Genomic DNA, 14,181 nt, shown 5'->3' with positions numbered 1-14,181 from the left:
TGTGACCGTGGCAGGACGCAAGCTCGTCATCGTCGAGTCTCCCGCGAAGGCCAAGACCATCGCGGGCTACCTCGGAGCGGACTGGGACGTGGAGGCCTCGGTCGGCCACATCCGCGACATCCCGACCCCGAGCGAGATGCCGGCGGAGATGAAGAAGGGCCCCTTCGGCAGGTTCGGGGTCAACATCGAGGACGACTTCGACCCCTTCTACGTCGTGGACGCCGACAAGAAGAAGAAGGTCCGCGAGCTCAAGTCGTTGCTGAAGAACGCCGACGAGCTCTACCTCGCCACGGATGAGGACCGCGAGGGCGAGGCCATCGCGTGGCACCTCTACGAGACGCTGCAGCCGAAGGTGCCGGTCAAGCGGATGGTCTTCCACGAGATCACCCGCGAGGCCATCCAGCGGGCGGCGACCCAGACCCGCGACATCAACGTCGCCCTCGTCGACGCCCAGGAGACCCGCCGCATCCTCGACCGCCTCTACGGCTACGAGGTCAGCCCGGTGCTGTGGCGCAAGGTCAAGGCCGGCCTGTCCGCCGGCCGGGTCCAGTCCGTCGCGACCCGGATGGTCGTCGAGCGCGAGCGCGAGCGGATGGCGTTCGTCCGGGCGAGCTACTGGGACGTCGACGCCGACCTCACGCCGGGGGCCGAGGAGGACCTGTTCACCGCCCGGCTCACCGGGGTCGACGGCAAGCGGGTCGCCACCGGCCGCGACTTCGCCGACGACGGCACCCTCAAGGGCGACCGGCACGTCCAGCTCGACGAGGAGCAGGCCACCGGCATCGCCGAGGCGCTGCGCCGGGCCGAGGTGAGCGTGGCCGAGGTGTCGGAGAAGCCGTACACCCGCCGCCCCAGCGCGCCGTTCACGACGAGCACCCTCCAGCAGGAGGCCTCGCGCAAGCTGCGCCTCAACAGCCGCAACGCGATGCGCGTCGCCCAGCGGCTGTACGAGAACGGCTACATCACCTACATGCGGACCGACAGCACGGCGCTCTCGGACGCGGCGCTGAGCGCCGCCCGCCAGCAGGCCCGCGAGATGTACGGGGGCGACTACGTGCCCGACGCCCCGCGCCGCTACGAGAAGAAGGTGAAGAACGCCCAGGAGGCGCACGAGGCGATCCGCCCCGCCGGCGACCGCTTCCGTACCCCGAAGCAGGTCGAGGGCGAGCTGCGCGGCGACGAGCTGAGGATGTACGAGCTCATCTGGATGCGCACCATCGCCTCCCAGATGGCCGACGCCCGCGGCTCCACCGCGTCCCTGAAGATCGCCGCGACGCTGCGCGACGGCGCACCGGCCCGCGAGGTCGAGCTGTCCGCGAGCGGCACCGTCATCACCTTCCGGGGCTTCCTCGCCGCCTACGAGGAGGGCCGCGACGACGCCCGCAGCAACCGCGACGACGAGGAGCGCCGCCTGCCCAAGCTCGGCGCCGGCCGCCCGCTCACCGTCCGCCGCGCCGAGGCCGGGGGGCACGAGACGTCCCCGCCGGCGCGGTACACCGAGGCGACGCTCGTCAAGGCGATGGAGGAGCGCGGCATCGGCCGCCCGTCCACCTACGCGTCGACGATCGGGACCATCCAGGACCGCGGCTACGTCACGAACCGGGGCTCGGCCCTCATCCCCAGCTGGCTCGCCTTCGCCGTGACCCGGCTCATGGAGACGCACTTCGCCCGGCTCGTCGACTACGACTTCACCGCGTCCATGGAGGAGGACCTCGACGCCATCGCCCGCGGTGACGAGCAGCGGGCCGCCTGGCTGCGCCGCTTCTACTTCGGTGACGAGGCGAGCTCGGCCGACGGGCTGCGCGACCTCGTCGAGGACCTCGGCGACATCGACGCCCGGGCCATCTCGACCATCGACATCGGTGACGGCATCGTCGTGCGGGTCGGCCGGTACGGCCCCTACGTCGAGGAGGTCGTCCCCGCCGGGGTCGACCCGAAGACCGGCGAGGTCCTCGACGCCACCGCCACCGGCGAGGGCCAGCCGCGCCGCGCGTCGATCACCGACGACGTCGCCCCCGACGAGCTGACCCCCGCGATGGCCCGCGAGCTGCTCGAGCAGGCCGCCGACGACGGGCGGGTCCTCGGGCAGGACCCCGACACCGGCCGCGACATCGTCGCCAAGGCCGGCCGGTACGGGCCGTACGTCACCGAGGTGCTCCCCGAGGACGAGGCGGGCGGCAAGGGCAAGGCCAAGGTCAAGCCGCGCACCGCCTCGCTGTTCGCCGACATGGACCTCAAGACCATCGAGCTCGAGACCGCGCTGCGCCTGCTGTCGCTGCCCCGCGTCGTCGGCGTCGACCCCGAGTCCGGCGAGGACATCACGGCCCAGAACGGCCGGTACGGCCCGTACCTCAAGAAGGGGTCGGACTCGCGCTCGCTGACCTCCGAGCAGCAGCTGTTCGACATCACCCTCGACGAGGCGCTCGCCATCTACGCCCAGCCCAAGCAGCGCGGCCGGGCCGCCGCCAAGCCGCCCCTGGCCGAGCTCGGCACCGACCCCGTCTCGGGCAAGCCCGTCGTCGTCAAGGACGGGCGGTTCGGGCCGTACGTCACCGACGGCGAGACGAACGCGACGCTGCGCAAGGACGACGACCCCGAGCAGATCACCCCCGAGCGGGGGTACGAGCTGCTCGCCGACAAGCGCGCCAAGGGCCCGGCCAAGAAGACGGCGCGCAAGAAGGCGACGAAGAAGGCCACCACGAAGAAGGCGGCGACCAAGAAGGCGGCGAAGAAGACCGCCGCCAAGACCTCGGGAACCAAGAAGGCGAGCACGGCGAAGAAGGCCTGACCCGGTGGCCCCGGCTGGCGCCCGGGGTTACCGCTGAGTAGGTTGTCTCGTATGGCTCTCGACCCGCAGTTCCTGACGACCGCCTCGCCCGCGGAGTTCGTCGCCACCGTCAAGACGGCGTCCGACGGCGAGATCCGTGACGCGTTCGGCGGCGAGCACCGGGAGGCGCTCCTCGACGCCGTCTTCGACCGGTTCCCCGAGCAGTTCCGCGCCGAGAAGGCGGGGGACCGCAGCGCGCGGATCGACTTCGAGGTCACCGGGGGCCCGGGGGGCTCCAGCGACACCTACGCGGTCGTCGTCGACCGGGGGACCTGCGCGGTCGAGAAGGCTCCGAGCGCCGAGCCGCAGCTGTCGCTCAAGGCGGGCCCGGCCGAGTTCCTCAAGCTCATCGCCGGCACCGGCAACCCCGCGATGATGTTCATGATGGGCAAGATCAAGGCGCGCGGCGACCTCGGCCTGGCCTCCGCGCTCGGGACCTGGTTCGAGACCCCCAAGGCCTGACGGCGGCAAGGTCACCGCGCCGGCATCCTGCGCGAACCGGCTTGACCCTCACGTGGCGTGAGGCGGCATCGTGGATGACATGACCACGACGGGCCAGCACACTGCGCTGATGGAGCTCACCGTCGGGCAGGTCGCCGGGACCTTCGGCGTCACGGTGCGCACGCTGCACCACTACGACGCGATCGGCCTCGTCGTCCCGTCCGCCCGCAGCCACGCCGGGTACCGCCTCTACACCGACGCGGACCTGGTCCGGCTGTCGACCGTCGTCACGTACCGGCGACTGGGCCTGGCCCTCGGTGAGGTGCGGGCACTGCTCGACGGCGACGGTTCGGCCGCGGAGCATCTGCGCCGGCAGCGTGAGGTGGTCATCTCCCGGCTGGGCGAGCTCGAGCAGCTCGTCACGGCCATCGACCGAGCACTGGAGCGAGAGATGAACGAACGACCTACCACGACCGAGGACCTCAAGGAGCTCTTCGGCGACGGCTACCGCGACGAGTACCAGGCCGAGGCCGAGGAACGCTGGGGCGAGACCGATGCCTGGACCCAGTCCACGCGGCGTACCGCGGCCTACACGAAGGCCGACTGGGCGCAGGTCAAGGCCGACCAGGACCGCGTCAACGACGCGCTCGTCGCGGCCCTGCGTTCGGGCGCACCGGCCACCTCGGAGCGCGCGATGGAGGCCGCCGAGGCCCACCGGGTGCACATCCACGAGCGGTTCTACGACCTCGACCACGCCTCCCACCGCGGGCTCGCCGACATGTACCTCGCCGACCCCCGCTTCACCGCGACCTACGAGGACCTCGCACCTGGCCTCGCGCAGTACGTCCACGACGCCATCCACGCGAACGCGGACCGGCACGACGCCGGCTGACCGGGTCCGCACGCGGGCGGTGGCCTCGGCCGTCCCCGGGCTGGCCTAGGCTCGCTGGCGTGAGCGGACGGAACGGGGTCTTCATCGCCTTCGAGGGGGGCGACGGCGCGGGCAAGTCGACCCAGGTGCGGCTCCTCGCCGAGGCCCTGCGCGCCCGGGGCCGGGAGGTCCTCGTCACCCGCCAGCCCGGCGGCACCCCGCTCGGCGCCAGCATCCGTGACCTCGTCCTGCACGGCGACCACGTCTCACCGCGGGCCGAGGCGCTGCTCTTCGCCGCCGACAAGGCCCACCACGTCGACCTCGTCATCCGGCCCGCGCTCGCGGCGGGCCAGGTCGTCGTCACCGACCGCTACACCGACTCCTCCGTCGCGTACCAGGGCGCCGGTCGCGACCTCGGCGCGGACGAGGTGCACGACCTGCAGATGTGGGCCGTCGGCGACCTCGTCCCCGACCTCACCGTCGTGGTCGACGTCCCACCCGAGGAGGGCAAGCGGCGCCGCGGTGAGGTCCACGACCGGCTCGAGGCCGAGACCGACGACTTCCACGCCTCCATCCGGGCCCACTTCCTCGCGATGGCCCGCGGCAACCCCGAGCGCTACCTCGTGGTCGACGGCACCCGCCCGCCCGACGACATCCACGCCGACATCCTCGGCCGCATCGAGGCACTGTCGTCCGTCGGGCCCGGCGGCGGGGCAGCCCCGTGACCGTCTGGCGCGACGTCATCGGCCAGGAGCGCGCGGTCGCCACCCTCGAGCAGGCGGTCCGCGACCCCTCCGCGATGACCCACGCGTGGCTGTTCACCGGGCCGCCGGGCTCCGGGCGTTCGGTCGCCGCGCGCGCCTTCGCTGCCGCCCTGCTGTGCCCGCAGGGTGGCTGCGGCGAGTGCCGCGAGTGCCGCACCGCCCTGGACGCCACCCACGCCGACGTCGACGTCGTCGCCACCGAGGGCCTGTCCATCAAGGTCGAACAGGCCCGCGACCTCGTCGGCCTCGCCGCGCGCCGGCCCTCCGTGGGGCGCTACCGGGTGATCGTCGTCGAGGACGCCGACCGGCTCACCGAGCGGGCCGCCGACGCCCTGCTCAAGGCGCTCGAGGAGCCCACGCCGCGCACCGTCTGGATGCTGTGCGCGCCGTCGGTCGAGGACGTCATCATCACGATCCGCTCGCGCTCGCGGCATGTCCGGCTGCGCACCCCGTCGGTCGAGGCCGTCGCCGACCTCCTCGTCCGGCGCGACGGCGTCGACCACCCGATGGCGCTGTACGCGGCCCGGGCGGCCCAGTCGCACGTCGGGCTCGCGCGCCGGCTGGCTCGCGACGAGCACGCGCGGATCCGTCGTCACGACGTCGTCGCCCTCGCCACGCGCATCACGTCCGTGGGCGAGGCCGTCGGGGCGGCCGCCGACATCGTCACCATCGCCCAGGAGGAGTCCGCCGCGGCGTCCGGCGAGCGCGACGCCGCCGAGAAGGCCCGGCTCCTGGAGGTCCTCGGCGCCGACGCCACGGCCCGCACCCAGCCGCCGCACGTGCGGTCCCAGGTCGCCGCGCTCGAACGCGAGCAGAAGGCACGCGCCACCCGCTTCACCCGCGACGTCGTCGACCGGGCGCTGGTCGACCTCCTCTCGGTGTACCGCGACGCACTCGTGCTGCGCGCGGGCGCCGGCAGCGACCTCGTCAACGAGGACAGCCGCCAGGTCGTCACCCGGGTGGCGGAGGTGCTGTCCGCCGAACAGCTGCTCGGGGCGATGGACGCCATCGGCACGGCCCGGACCCGGATCGACGCCAACGTGTCCCCGCTCCTCGCGCTCGAGGCGATGGCCCTGGACCTGCGCCTGCCCCGCTGATCGCTGCCGGATCGTGACCACCTCCCGGCGGAGCCGCCCGGACGACTCCCATATCGTGCGCCCATGACCCTGCGCCCCCTCGCCCTCGTCGCCGCTGCCGCCGCGGCCGCGACCGCGCTCGCCGGGTGCTCCGTCGTGGCGGACGTGCGCGACCGGGTCCAGGCCCGCCCGTCGGTCACGGTCAGCCCGCAGCCCCCGCCGCCGGGGTCCGAAGGCCTCGACCGCTTCTACGAGCAGGGCCTCGAGTGGTCCGACTGCTCGGGCGCCGAATGCGCGACGATGACCGTCCCGCTCGACTACGCGGAGCCCGCGGGCGGGACCATCGACATCGCCCTGCTCCGGGTGCCCGCGAAGCGCGCCGGGCAGCGCATCGGGTCCCTCGTGGTCAACCCGGGCGGACCGGGCGGGTCCGGGGTCGACTACGCGCGGGCGGCCGACTTCATCGTCGGCCCCGGCGTGCGCGCCGCCTATGACGTCGTGGGGTTCGACCCCCGTGGGGTCGGCCGCTCCGCGCCCATCGACTGCCTCACCGACACCCAGCTCGACGCCTTCCTCGGCTCGGACCCCACCCCCGACGACACCGCGGAGCAGCGGAGCTTCGCCCGGGGTGCGGCCGACTTCGCGCGGGCCTGCGGCACCACCGCCGGCCCGCTGCTCCCGCACGTCTCCACCGAGGACGTCGCCCGCGACCTCGACGTCCTGCGGGCCGTCCTCGGTGAGGAGAAGCTGACCTACCTCGGCAAGTCGTACGGCACGTACCTCGGTGCCACGTACGCCGACCTCTTCCCCGAGCAGGTGGGCCGGTTCGTCCTCGACGGTGTCGTGGCCCCCGACCTCACGAGCGAGGAGATCAACCTCGGACAGGCCAAGGGCTTCGAGCTCGCGACCCGCACCTGGGCCGACTACTGCGTCGACGAGGGCGACTGCCCGCTCGGCGACTCGGTCGACACCGTCATGGAGAACCTGCGCGAGTTCCTCACGGACGTCGACGAGCGGCCGGTCCCCAAGACCGGGGACGGCCAGGTGCCGCAGCTCACCGAGGGGTGGGCATCGCTCGGTATCGCCGCCGCGATGTACGACCAGGGTGCCTGGCGCACCCTCGTCGACGCGCTGGACGATGCCGTGGCCGGCGACGGGACGGCGCTGATGCAGCTGGCCGACCAGTACGCCGACCGCAACCCCGGTGGCGGGTACGCGGGCAACATCATGGAGGTCATCTACGCGGTCAACTGCCTCGACAAGCCGGAGTCCGACTCGGTCGAGGAGCACGCGCGGCTGGCCGAGGAGGCGGCCGCGGAGGCGCCGACGTGGGGTCCGTACCTCATGTGGAGCTCGCTCCCGTGCGGCTACTGGCCGGTGCCGCCCGCCGGGGAGCCCCACCTCGTCACGGCCGAGGGTGCCGAGCCGATCGTCGTCATCGGCACGACCCGGGACCCGGCGACGCCGTACGAGTGGGCGGTCCGGCTGCGCGACCAGCTCGCCGAGGCCGCGCTCATCACCTACGACGGGGACGGCCACACCGCGTACACCCGGTCCAACGCCTGCGTCGACGACGCCGTCGACGCCTACTACCTCGAGGGCACCCTGCCCGAGGACGGGCTGCGCTGTTGAGCCCGGTGCGGTGACGCGGCGCGGATTCGCGAACGCGGCGTCCGTCTCCCTATACTCGTGCGACGTGTCCGGCCCCGGTCGGGCGCATGCCGCCTTAGCTCAGTCGGCCAGAGCGATTCACTCGTAATGAATAGGTCATCGGTTCGATTCCGATAGGCGGCTCCACGCAGTACCGCAGGTCAGGCCCCCTCGACGCCCGTCGAGGGGGCCTTTCCGCTGCCCCCCCGCGGTGTCTCGTGCTCCCATCCCGAGCCGGGCTCACTCCGTGTCGGTGGTGCCTTCGTACAGCCCCAGCTGGTTGCCGTCCGGGTCGAGCACGCTCGCCCACCAGCTCGACTCGCTGATCGGCTGCTTGGGCTTGACGACGCTGCCGCCGAGCTCGACGACCTTGGCCAGGGTGTCGTCGATCGAGTCCACCTCGACGAAGCTGACGGGCTTCTCGGACGCGTTGGAGCGGGCCACGAGGCCACCGCCGCTGATCTTGTTCGGTGCCTGCCACATGGGGTACCCCTCGAAGCCGGGTGCCTCCTGGATGTCCCAGCCGAACACCGTGCCGTAGAAGGCGGCGGCCTCGGCCTGGTTGGTCACCGGGATCTCGATGTGGGTGATGTCTCCGTGCGCCATGATCCACTCCTCGGTCGTGGTCCTCGGGTCGAGGACCGACGCTCCCACCGTAGACCCGGGCCGTAAGACCCCGCCGGGACCGGACTCCGCACGCCGCCGGAGGGCCCTCCGCAGGGTTCGACAGCAGGTAGGGCAGGGCCCGCCCGTCGCATAGCCTCGGAGGATGAGTGAGCCCATCGTCGAGGTCGTCGGGGTCTACAACGCCGACGGCGGGGTGCTCGGCGAGCTGGCGTACGTCATCGGGCACGTCCTGGGGCGGGCCGAGTGCTCCCTGTGCGACGTGACCCACGGTGGGGTCCGCCGTCGACCCGAGTGGGACGAGATGGTCGCGGGGCTGCCCGTGCCCGTCCGGCTCGTGCACCGCAACGAGACGACCACGGCCGAGCGCGCTGCAGCCGCCGCGGCCGGGCTGCCCGTCCTCCTCGGGGTCCGCGCCGACGGCACACTCACCACGCTCGTCCCGGCGAGCCGGCTCGCCGCGGCGCACGGGCGTGTCGAGGACGTCGGCGCAGCCCTGCGCAGCGCACTCGCCGCCGAAGCGACGGCATGAGAAGGCCACGGCCGGAGCCGCCCGGGCCTGGCCAGGAGTCGGTGTGGGACTACCCGCGACCCCCGGCGGTCGAGCCGAGCCGCGAGCCTGTCGAGGTGTGGCTCGGCGGGGCGCGGGTCGCCGCCTCGACGCGGACGCTGCGGGTCCTCGAGACGAGCCACCCGCCGACGTACTACATCCCGGTCGAGGACTTCGTCGACGGGGCGCTGCGGCCGACGGCCGGGTCCTCGTACTGCGAGTGGAAGGGCGAGGCCGCGTACTTCGACGTCCTCGGCGGCGGTGAGGTGGCCGAACGCGCGGCGTGGACCTACCCCGACCCGACACCGGGATTCACGGCGGTGCGCGGCCACGTCGCCGTGATGCCCGGCGCTGTCGAGAAGTGCGTCGTCGACGGCGAGGTGGTGACCCCGCAGGCCGGTGGCTTCTACGGCGGCTGGGTGACGAGCCGGGTCGTCGGCCCGTTCAAGGGCGAGCCCGGCACCTGGGGCTGGTAGCCCGCGGCCGGTCCTCCAGGACGGGGGATCAGTCGTCGCTGAGCGGCTTCTCCTTGGTCGCCAGCTCGGCCCGGGCCTTCTCGGCGGCCTCCTCGAGCTCCTCCGGGGTGTGCCCCGACGAGACGGCCTCGGCCGCGAGGTCGGCGGCGTGCGCCGGCATGCGCCAGCGCGCCGTCGACAGCCCCGCGGCCCGGGCTCGCTCCAGCGCCTCGGCGATGCACTTCTCGGCCTCGTCGCGTCCGGCCCAGTGCGCGCCCTCGACGGACTTGCCGGGCTCGAGGTCCTTGTACGTCTCGAAGAAGTGCTGGATCTCGAGCTGGTCGAACTCGGTGATGTCGCTGAGCTCCTTGATGTGCGCCTTGCGGGGGTCACCGGCCGGGATGCACAGGATCTTGTCGTCGCCGCCGGCCTCGTCGCGCATGTGGAACATGCCGATGGGCCGCGCCCGGACGAGACAGCCGGGGAACGTCGGCTCGTCGAGGAGCACCAGCGCGTCGAGCGGGTCGCCGTCCTCGCCGAGGGAGTCCTCGATGTACCCGTAGTCCGACGGGTACGACATCGCCGTGAACAGCATCCGGTCGAGCCGGATGCGCCCCGACTCGTGGTCGACCTCGTACTTGTTGCGATGCCCCTTGGGGATCTCGATCGTGACGTCGAACTCCACGGTGCACCGGCTCCTCTTGGTTGCGTGACCTACCCTCGGACCACAGTCTGGCGCATCGAGGGACCGGGGCACGAAGGGAGTCGGGGTGAGACGTGTCATGGCGGCCGGCGCGGCCGGGCTGTGCGTCGTCGCCGCGGGCGGCTACGTGGCCGCGGACGTGCTCGACGTCGCCCCGGGAGTCCTCACCCTCGACCGCCCCTCGCCGGTCCCCACCCCGACGGTCTCGGGAACCCCCGCCCCGGTGCTGCTGCCGACGGCCGGCCCCGGCGACCCGGTGCTGACCGCCACCGGGACCGACGCCCCCGCGCCGACGGCGGAGGGGCTCGAGCAGGCCGTGCGGGAGGCGTCCGACGACGAGGCCCTCGACGGCGCCCTCGGGGTGAGCGTGCGCGACGGCGTCACCGGTGCCGAGCTGTGGGGGCTGGAGGCCGAGGAGCCCCGGGTGCCGGCGTCCACGGCGAAGCTGCTCGCCGCGGTCGCGGTCGCCGACACCCTCGACCTCCAGCAGCGCATCCCGACGGCGGTCGTCGCCGAGCCAGGCTCGAGCGACCTCGTGCTCGTGGCCCGCGGCGACATGCTCCTCGCCGCGGACGAGGGGGACCCCGACGCCGTCGTCGGCCGGGCCGGCCTCGGTGACCTCGCCGGCCAGGTGGCGCCCGTCCTGCGGGCCTCCGGGCGCACCGAGGTCACCCTCCGGCTCGACCTCTCGTTCGCCCCCGGACCGCGCGTCCCGCCGACGTGGAACCCCAACGACGTCCGGGACGGCTTCGCAGGGCCCGTCGTCATGACCGGGCTGGCGAGCCGGCGGGCCACCCCCGCCCGCCCCGCGCCGGAGGACCCGGAGGTGCTCGTGGCCAAGGCCTTCGCCGCCCGGCTCGCCGACCGCGGCGTCGAGGCGCGGCTGCGACCGCTCAAGACCTGGAGCACCCCGGCGGCCGAGGACTCCGAGGAGCTCGGCGTCGTCGAGTCCGCGACCTACGGCGAGCTGTGCGACCACGCGATCGACGTCAGCGACAACGCGCTCGCCGAGAGCCTCGTCCGCCAGGCCGCCGCGACCGTGGGGGCACCGACCCAGGAGTCCGGAGCCAACGGAGCCTTCATCCGCTCCCGGCTCGAGGCCGACGCGATCCCGACGCCCGGGCTCGTCCTCACCGACGCGAGCGGCCTGAGCCCCGACCAGCGCGTCGCGCCGGTCACGCTGACGGCGGTCCTGGCCCGGGCGGTCGAGACGTCCGGGCCGCTGCGGGGGCTCATGGCGGGCCTGCCGGTGTCGGGGCTCGACGGGACCCTCGGTGGCCGGTTCAGCACCGACGCGACCTCGGACGTCGTGGGCGTCCCCCGCGCGAAGACCGGGACCCTGCGCGCCGGCTCGTCGCTGGCCGGCACCACGGTGACCGCCGACGGCAGGCCCCTGCTCTTCGCCGTGCAGGTCGACGGCTTCCCGCGGACCTACGGTGGAACCCTGCGCGCCCGCGCGGCGTTGGACCGGATCGTCGCCGCCATCACCCGATGCGGCTGCCGGTGACCGGGCCGGAACCCGGGATGAGAGGCTGACGTCGTGGCATATGTCGACTGGGAGTTCGCGAAGACGACGGGACGCACGCTCGTCCCGGCCGGGCCGGTGGTCTCGCCCGCCGAGGCCCGGGCCGAGGTGGAGGCCATCCGGGAGGCCGCCCGTGAGGCCCGCCAGCCGGTGGCCGACACCGCGCGGATGCACACCCCGCCCGAGGCTCCGGCCGCCCTCGTCGTCGACCGCGCGACGTGGATCGCCGTCAACGCCGACTCGATGGCCGCCCTGCTCGACCCGGCCGTCGAGGCGATCGTCAGCAAGCGGAACGTGACGCCCGGTCCGGCCGCGCAGGCCGTCGGCAGCAAGGTCACCGGTGCCGAGGCCGGAGCGCTGCTCGCGTTCATGTCGAGCAAGGTGCTCGGTCAGTACGACATCGCCCCCGGCGGCACCCCGGCGCTGCTGCTCGTCGCCCCGAACCTCGTGGCGACGGCCCGCGAGCTCAACGTCGACCCCGACGACTTCCGGCGCTGGGTGTGCATGCACGAGGAGACCCACCGCGTGCAGTTCACCGCCAACCCGTGGCTGCGCGAGCACGTCATCTCCCAGGCGCGGCACCTCGCCATCGACCTCGCGCCGGACCAGGAGCGGATGCAGGAGATCGCCTCGCGGTTCACCGAGCGTCTGCCCGAGCTCTTCGCCGAGGGCAGCACGGGCGTCGCCGACCTCTTCACCACTCCCGAGCAGCGCGAGCAGCTGGCCCGGCTCACCGCGGTCATGTCGCTGCTGGAGGGGCACGCCGACGTCGTCATGGACGACGTGGGCCCGGCGCACATCGCCTCGGTCGCCGAGATCCGCCGCAAGTTCACCGCGCGCCGCAAGGGCGCCGGCTCCGCCGACCGGCTGCTCCGGCGCCTGCTCGGCCTCGAGGCGAAGATGCGGCAGTACCGGGACGGCGCCGTCTTCGTGCGGGCCGTGCAGGACGAGGTCGGCGTCGACGGCTTCAACGCCGTGTGGACCTCGCCCGACACCCTCCCGCAGCCCCGCGAGATCGCCGACCCCGCCGCGTGGGTCCGGCGCGTCCACGCCTGAGCCCGCGACGGTCCCCGGGGTGACGGAGCAGGCCCGGCCGTGGGGGAAGCCGCCCGCCGCCGTCGCTGCCGTGCGCTCGGCGGTCCGCTCCGTGCTCGCCGAGTGCGACCCGGGGGACCTCGTCCTCGTGGCGTGCAGCGGCGGAGCGGACTCCAGCGCCCTCGCCGCCGCCGCCCGGTTCGAGGGGACCAGGCTCGGGCTGCGGGTCGGGGCGGTCGTCGTCGACCACGGCCTCCAGCCGGGCTCGGACGAGGTCGCGGCCGGTGCCGGCACCCAGCTGCGGGCCCGGGGGCTCGACCCCGTCGACGTCGTCGCGAGCGCGGCGGTGCCGGGCGGCGGCGGGCTCGAGGCGGCGGCCCGGGCAGCGCGCTACCGGGCGCTGGACGCCGCCCGGGACCGGCACGGCGCGCGTCTCCTCCTGTTGGGGCACACCCGCGACGACCAGGCCGAGCAGGTCCTGCTCGGGCTCGCCCGCGGGTCGGGGGCGCGGTCGCTCGCCGGGATGCCGGCGGCCCGCGGCGTCTACCGGCGGCCGCTCCTCGACGTCACCCGGGAGCAGACCCGGGCGGCCTGCGCCGCCGAGGGCATCGCGTGGTGGGACGACCCGATGAACGAGGACCCCGCGTTCGCCCGGGTCCGGGCCCGGCGTGCCCTCGCGGACCTCGAGCGCGACCTCGGGCCCGGGCTGCCCGCCGCCCTCGCCCGCAGCGCCGACCTCCTGCGCGCGGACGCCGACCACCTCGACGCGCTCGCGGCAGCGGCGACCGAGGCCCTCGGGCCCGGGCCGTGGCCCGCCCCCGCGCTGGCCGACCTGCCGCGAGCCGTCCGCACCCGGGTGTGGCGCCGGCTCCTGCTGGCCGCCGGAGCCCCCGCCGGTCAGCTGTCGAGCCGCCACGTCGACGCCTGTGACCGGCTCCTCACGCACTGGCACGGCCAGGGGGCGGTGCATGCCCCCGGGCCGCTGCAGGTCAGGAGATCCGACCACCGGGTGTCCATCGACCCCGTGCCTCGGGTTGAATAGCCCCGACCACCCCCAGCCCTACCCAGGAGCCGCAGTGGACGCCGCCCATATGGGAGCAGACCTCGAACGAGTCCTCATCACCGAGGAGGAGATCCACGCCAAGCTCGACGAGCTGGCCGGGCTCATCACCGAGCGCTACGCGGGCAAGGACCTGCTGCTCGTCGGGGTCCTCAAGGGGGCGGTCATGGTGATGGCCGACCTCATGCGGGCGCTGCCCACGAGCGTCCCGGTCGACTGGATGGCGGTGTCGTCGTACGGCTCGGGCACGAAGTCCAGCGGCGTCGTGCGCATCCTCAAGGACCTCGACACCGACATCACCGACCGGCACGTGCTCATCGTCGAGGACATCATCGACTCCGGGCTCACCCTGTCCTGGATCAAGTCGAACCTGGAGTCGCGCAGCCCCGCGTCCGTCGAGATCTGCACCCTGCTCCGCAAGCCGGACGCCGCCAAGGTCGACGTCGACGTGGCGTGGGTGGGCTTCGACATCCCCAACGAGTTCGTCGTCGGGTACGGGCTCGACTACGCCGAGGCCTACCGCGGCCTGCGCGTCGTCGGCACCCTCGCGCCGCACGTGTACAGCTGACGCGGCACCCCGCGGAACACCGGCCGGTCGGG

The 14,181-nt window shown here is 73.7% G+C and carries 14 protein-coding genes and 1 tRNA gene; 13 read left to right on the top strand and 2 right to left on the bottom strand.

The genetic code is table 11. The annotated features are described in order from the left end of the window. Position 1: 1 nt before the first annotated feature. The 7 genes from topA (at position 2) to Q0963_RS13240 (ending at position 7,776) form a co-directional block, all read left to right on the top strand. Positions 2-2,788 (top strand): type I DNA topoisomerase, encoded by a 2,787-nt coding sequence (gene topA / locus Q0963_RS13270; RefSeq protein ID WP_299446677.1) that lies wholly within the window; start codon positions 2-4, stop codon positions 2,786-2,788. A gap of 51 nt (positions 2,789-2,839) precedes the next feature. Beyond that, positions 2,840-3,289: an SCP2 sterol-binding domain-containing protein gene (locus Q0963_RS13265; protein WP_299446674.1), complete on the top strand. Its 450-nt coding sequence runs from the start codon at positions 2,840-2,842 to the stop codon at positions 3,287-3,289. A 79-nt stretch (positions 3,290-3,368) separates the two neighbouring features. Then, complete coding sequence (locus Q0963_RS13260) at positions 3,369-4,160, top strand: MerR family transcriptional regulator (protein WP_299446671.1); 792 nt, start codon at positions 3,369-3,371, stop codon at positions 4,158-4,160. A 59-nt stretch (positions 4,161-4,219) separates the two neighbouring features. Further along, positions 4,220-4,864 (top strand): dTMP kinase, encoded by a 645-nt coding sequence (gene tmk / locus Q0963_RS13255; RefSeq protein WP_299446668.1) that lies wholly within the window; start codon positions 4,220-4,222, stop codon positions 4,862-4,864. Then, positions 4,861-6,000, top strand: a complete 1,140-nt coding sequence (locus Q0963_RS13250; protein ID WP_299446665.1) for a DNA polymerase III subunit delta' — start codon at positions 4,861-4,863, stop codon at positions 5,998-6,000. Before tmk ends, Q0963_RS13250 begins: the two co-directional genes overlap by 4 nt. A 63-nt stretch (positions 6,001-6,063) precedes the next feature. Continuing rightward, the gene (locus tag Q0963_RS13245; RefSeq protein ID WP_299446662.1) at positions 6,064-7,611 is read left to right on the top strand and encodes an alpha/beta hydrolase; all 1,548 of its coding nucleotides are present in this window, start codon (positions 6,064-6,066) and stop codon (positions 7,609-7,611) included. Positions 7,612-7,699: 88 nt separating this feature from the next. Continuing rightward, positions 7,700-7,776: transfer RNA gene (locus Q0963_RS13240), tRNA-Thr, on the top strand. 93 nt (positions 7,777-7,869) lie between these two features. Here Q0963_RS13240 and Q0963_RS13235 read toward each other — a convergent pair. Further along, complete coding sequence (locus tag Q0963_RS13235; protein WP_299446659.1) at positions 7,870-8,235, bottom strand: VOC family protein; 366 nt, start codon at positions 8,233-8,235, stop codon at positions 7,870-7,872. A gap of 163 nt (positions 8,236-8,398) precedes the next feature. Between Q0963_RS13235 and Q0963_RS13230 the strand changes: the two genes are divergently transcribed. Both Q0963_RS13230 and Q0963_RS13225 read left to right on the top strand, forming a co-directional pair. Beyond that, positions 8,399-8,785 carry a hypothetical protein gene (locus Q0963_RS13230; RefSeq protein WP_299446656.1) on the top strand — a complete coding sequence of 129 codons (387 nt, stop codon included), beginning with the start codon at positions 8,399-8,401 and terminating at the stop codon, positions 8,783-8,785. Continuing rightward, a complete protein-coding gene (locus tag Q0963_RS13225; RefSeq protein ID WP_299446653.1) occupies positions 8,782-9,279 on the top strand; it encodes a DUF427 domain-containing protein in 498 nt (165 codons plus the stop codon). The genes Q0963_RS13230 and Q0963_RS13225 overlap by 4 nt, the downstream gene beginning before the upstream one ends. A gap of 28 nt (positions 9,280-9,307) precedes the next feature. Here the strand turns inward: Q0963_RS13225 and Q0963_RS13220 are convergent, their stop codons facing one another. Then, positions 9,308-9,943 (bottom strand): inorganic diphosphatase, encoded by a 636-nt coding sequence (locus tag Q0963_RS13220; protein ID WP_299446650.1) that lies wholly within the window; start codon positions 9,941-9,943, stop codon positions 9,308-9,310. A gap of 85 nt (positions 9,944-10,028) precedes the next feature. Between Q0963_RS13220 and Q0963_RS13215 the strand changes: the two genes are divergently transcribed. The 4 genes from Q0963_RS13215 to hpt are packed head-to-tail and all read left to right on the top strand — an operon-like array spanning position 10,029 to position 14,149. Beyond that, positions 10,029-11,468 carry a D-alanyl-D-alanine carboxypeptidase/D-alanyl-D-alanine-endopeptidase gene (locus Q0963_RS13215; protein ID WP_299446647.1) on the top strand — a complete coding sequence of 480 codons (1,440 nt, stop codon included), beginning with the start codon at positions 10,029-10,031 and terminating at the stop codon, positions 11,466-11,468. 33 nt (positions 11,469-11,501) lie between these two features. Further along, on the top strand, positions 11,502-12,542 hold the full coding sequence (locus tag Q0963_RS13210; RefSeq protein WP_299446644.1) for a zinc-dependent metalloprotease: 1,041 nt from the start codon (positions 11,502-11,504) through the stop codon (positions 12,540-12,542). 19 nt (positions 12,543-12,561) lie between these two features. Then, entirely contained in the window at positions 12,562-13,563 is a 1,002-nt protein-coding gene (tilS, locus tag Q0963_RS13205; protein ID WP_299446641.1) for a tRNA lysidine(34) synthetase TilS, read from the top strand. A gap of 34 nt (positions 13,564-13,597) precedes the next feature. Then, on the top strand, positions 13,598-14,149 hold the full coding sequence (hpt, locus tag Q0963_RS13200) for a hypoxanthine phosphoribosyltransferase (RefSeq protein WP_299446638.1): 552 nt from the start codon (positions 13,598-13,600) through the stop codon (positions 14,147-14,149). Positions 14,150-14,181: the final 32 nt, after the last annotated feature.

This window comes from uncultured Phycicoccus sp. (genome assembly GCF_947495705.1).
Taxonomy (GTDB): Bacteria; Actinomycetota; Actinomycetes; order Actinomycetales; family Dermatophilaceae; genus Phycicoccus.
The sequence above is the reverse complement of the archived record's forward strand: the minus strand, read 5'-3'. Positions and strand labels throughout refer to the sequence as shown.

Coding starts and splice junctions, on each gene's coding strand:
- Q0963_RS13265 (WP_299446674.1), top strand. CDS start 2,840: ATGGCTCTCGACCCGCAGTTCCTGACGACCGCCTCGCCCGCGGAGTTC.
- Q0963_RS13260 (WP_299446671.1), top strand. CDS start 3,369: ATGACCACGACGGGCCAGCACACTGCGCTGATGGAGCTCACCGTCGGG.
- Q0963_RS13245 (WP_299446662.1), top strand. CDS start 6,064: ATGACCCTGCGCCCCCTCGCCCTCGTCGCCGCTGCCGCCGCGGCCGCG.
- Q0963_RS13235 (WP_299446659.1), bottom strand. CDS start 8,235: ATGGCGCACGGAGACATCACCCACATCGAGATCCCGGTGACCAACCAG.
- Q0963_RS13230 (WP_299446656.1), top strand. CDS start 8,399: ATGAGTGAGCCCATCGTCGAGGTCGTCGGGGTCTACAACGCCGACGGC.
- Q0963_RS13225 (WP_299446653.1), top strand. CDS start 8,782: ATGAGAAGGCCACGGCCGGAGCCGCCCGGGCCTGGCCAGGAGTCGGTG.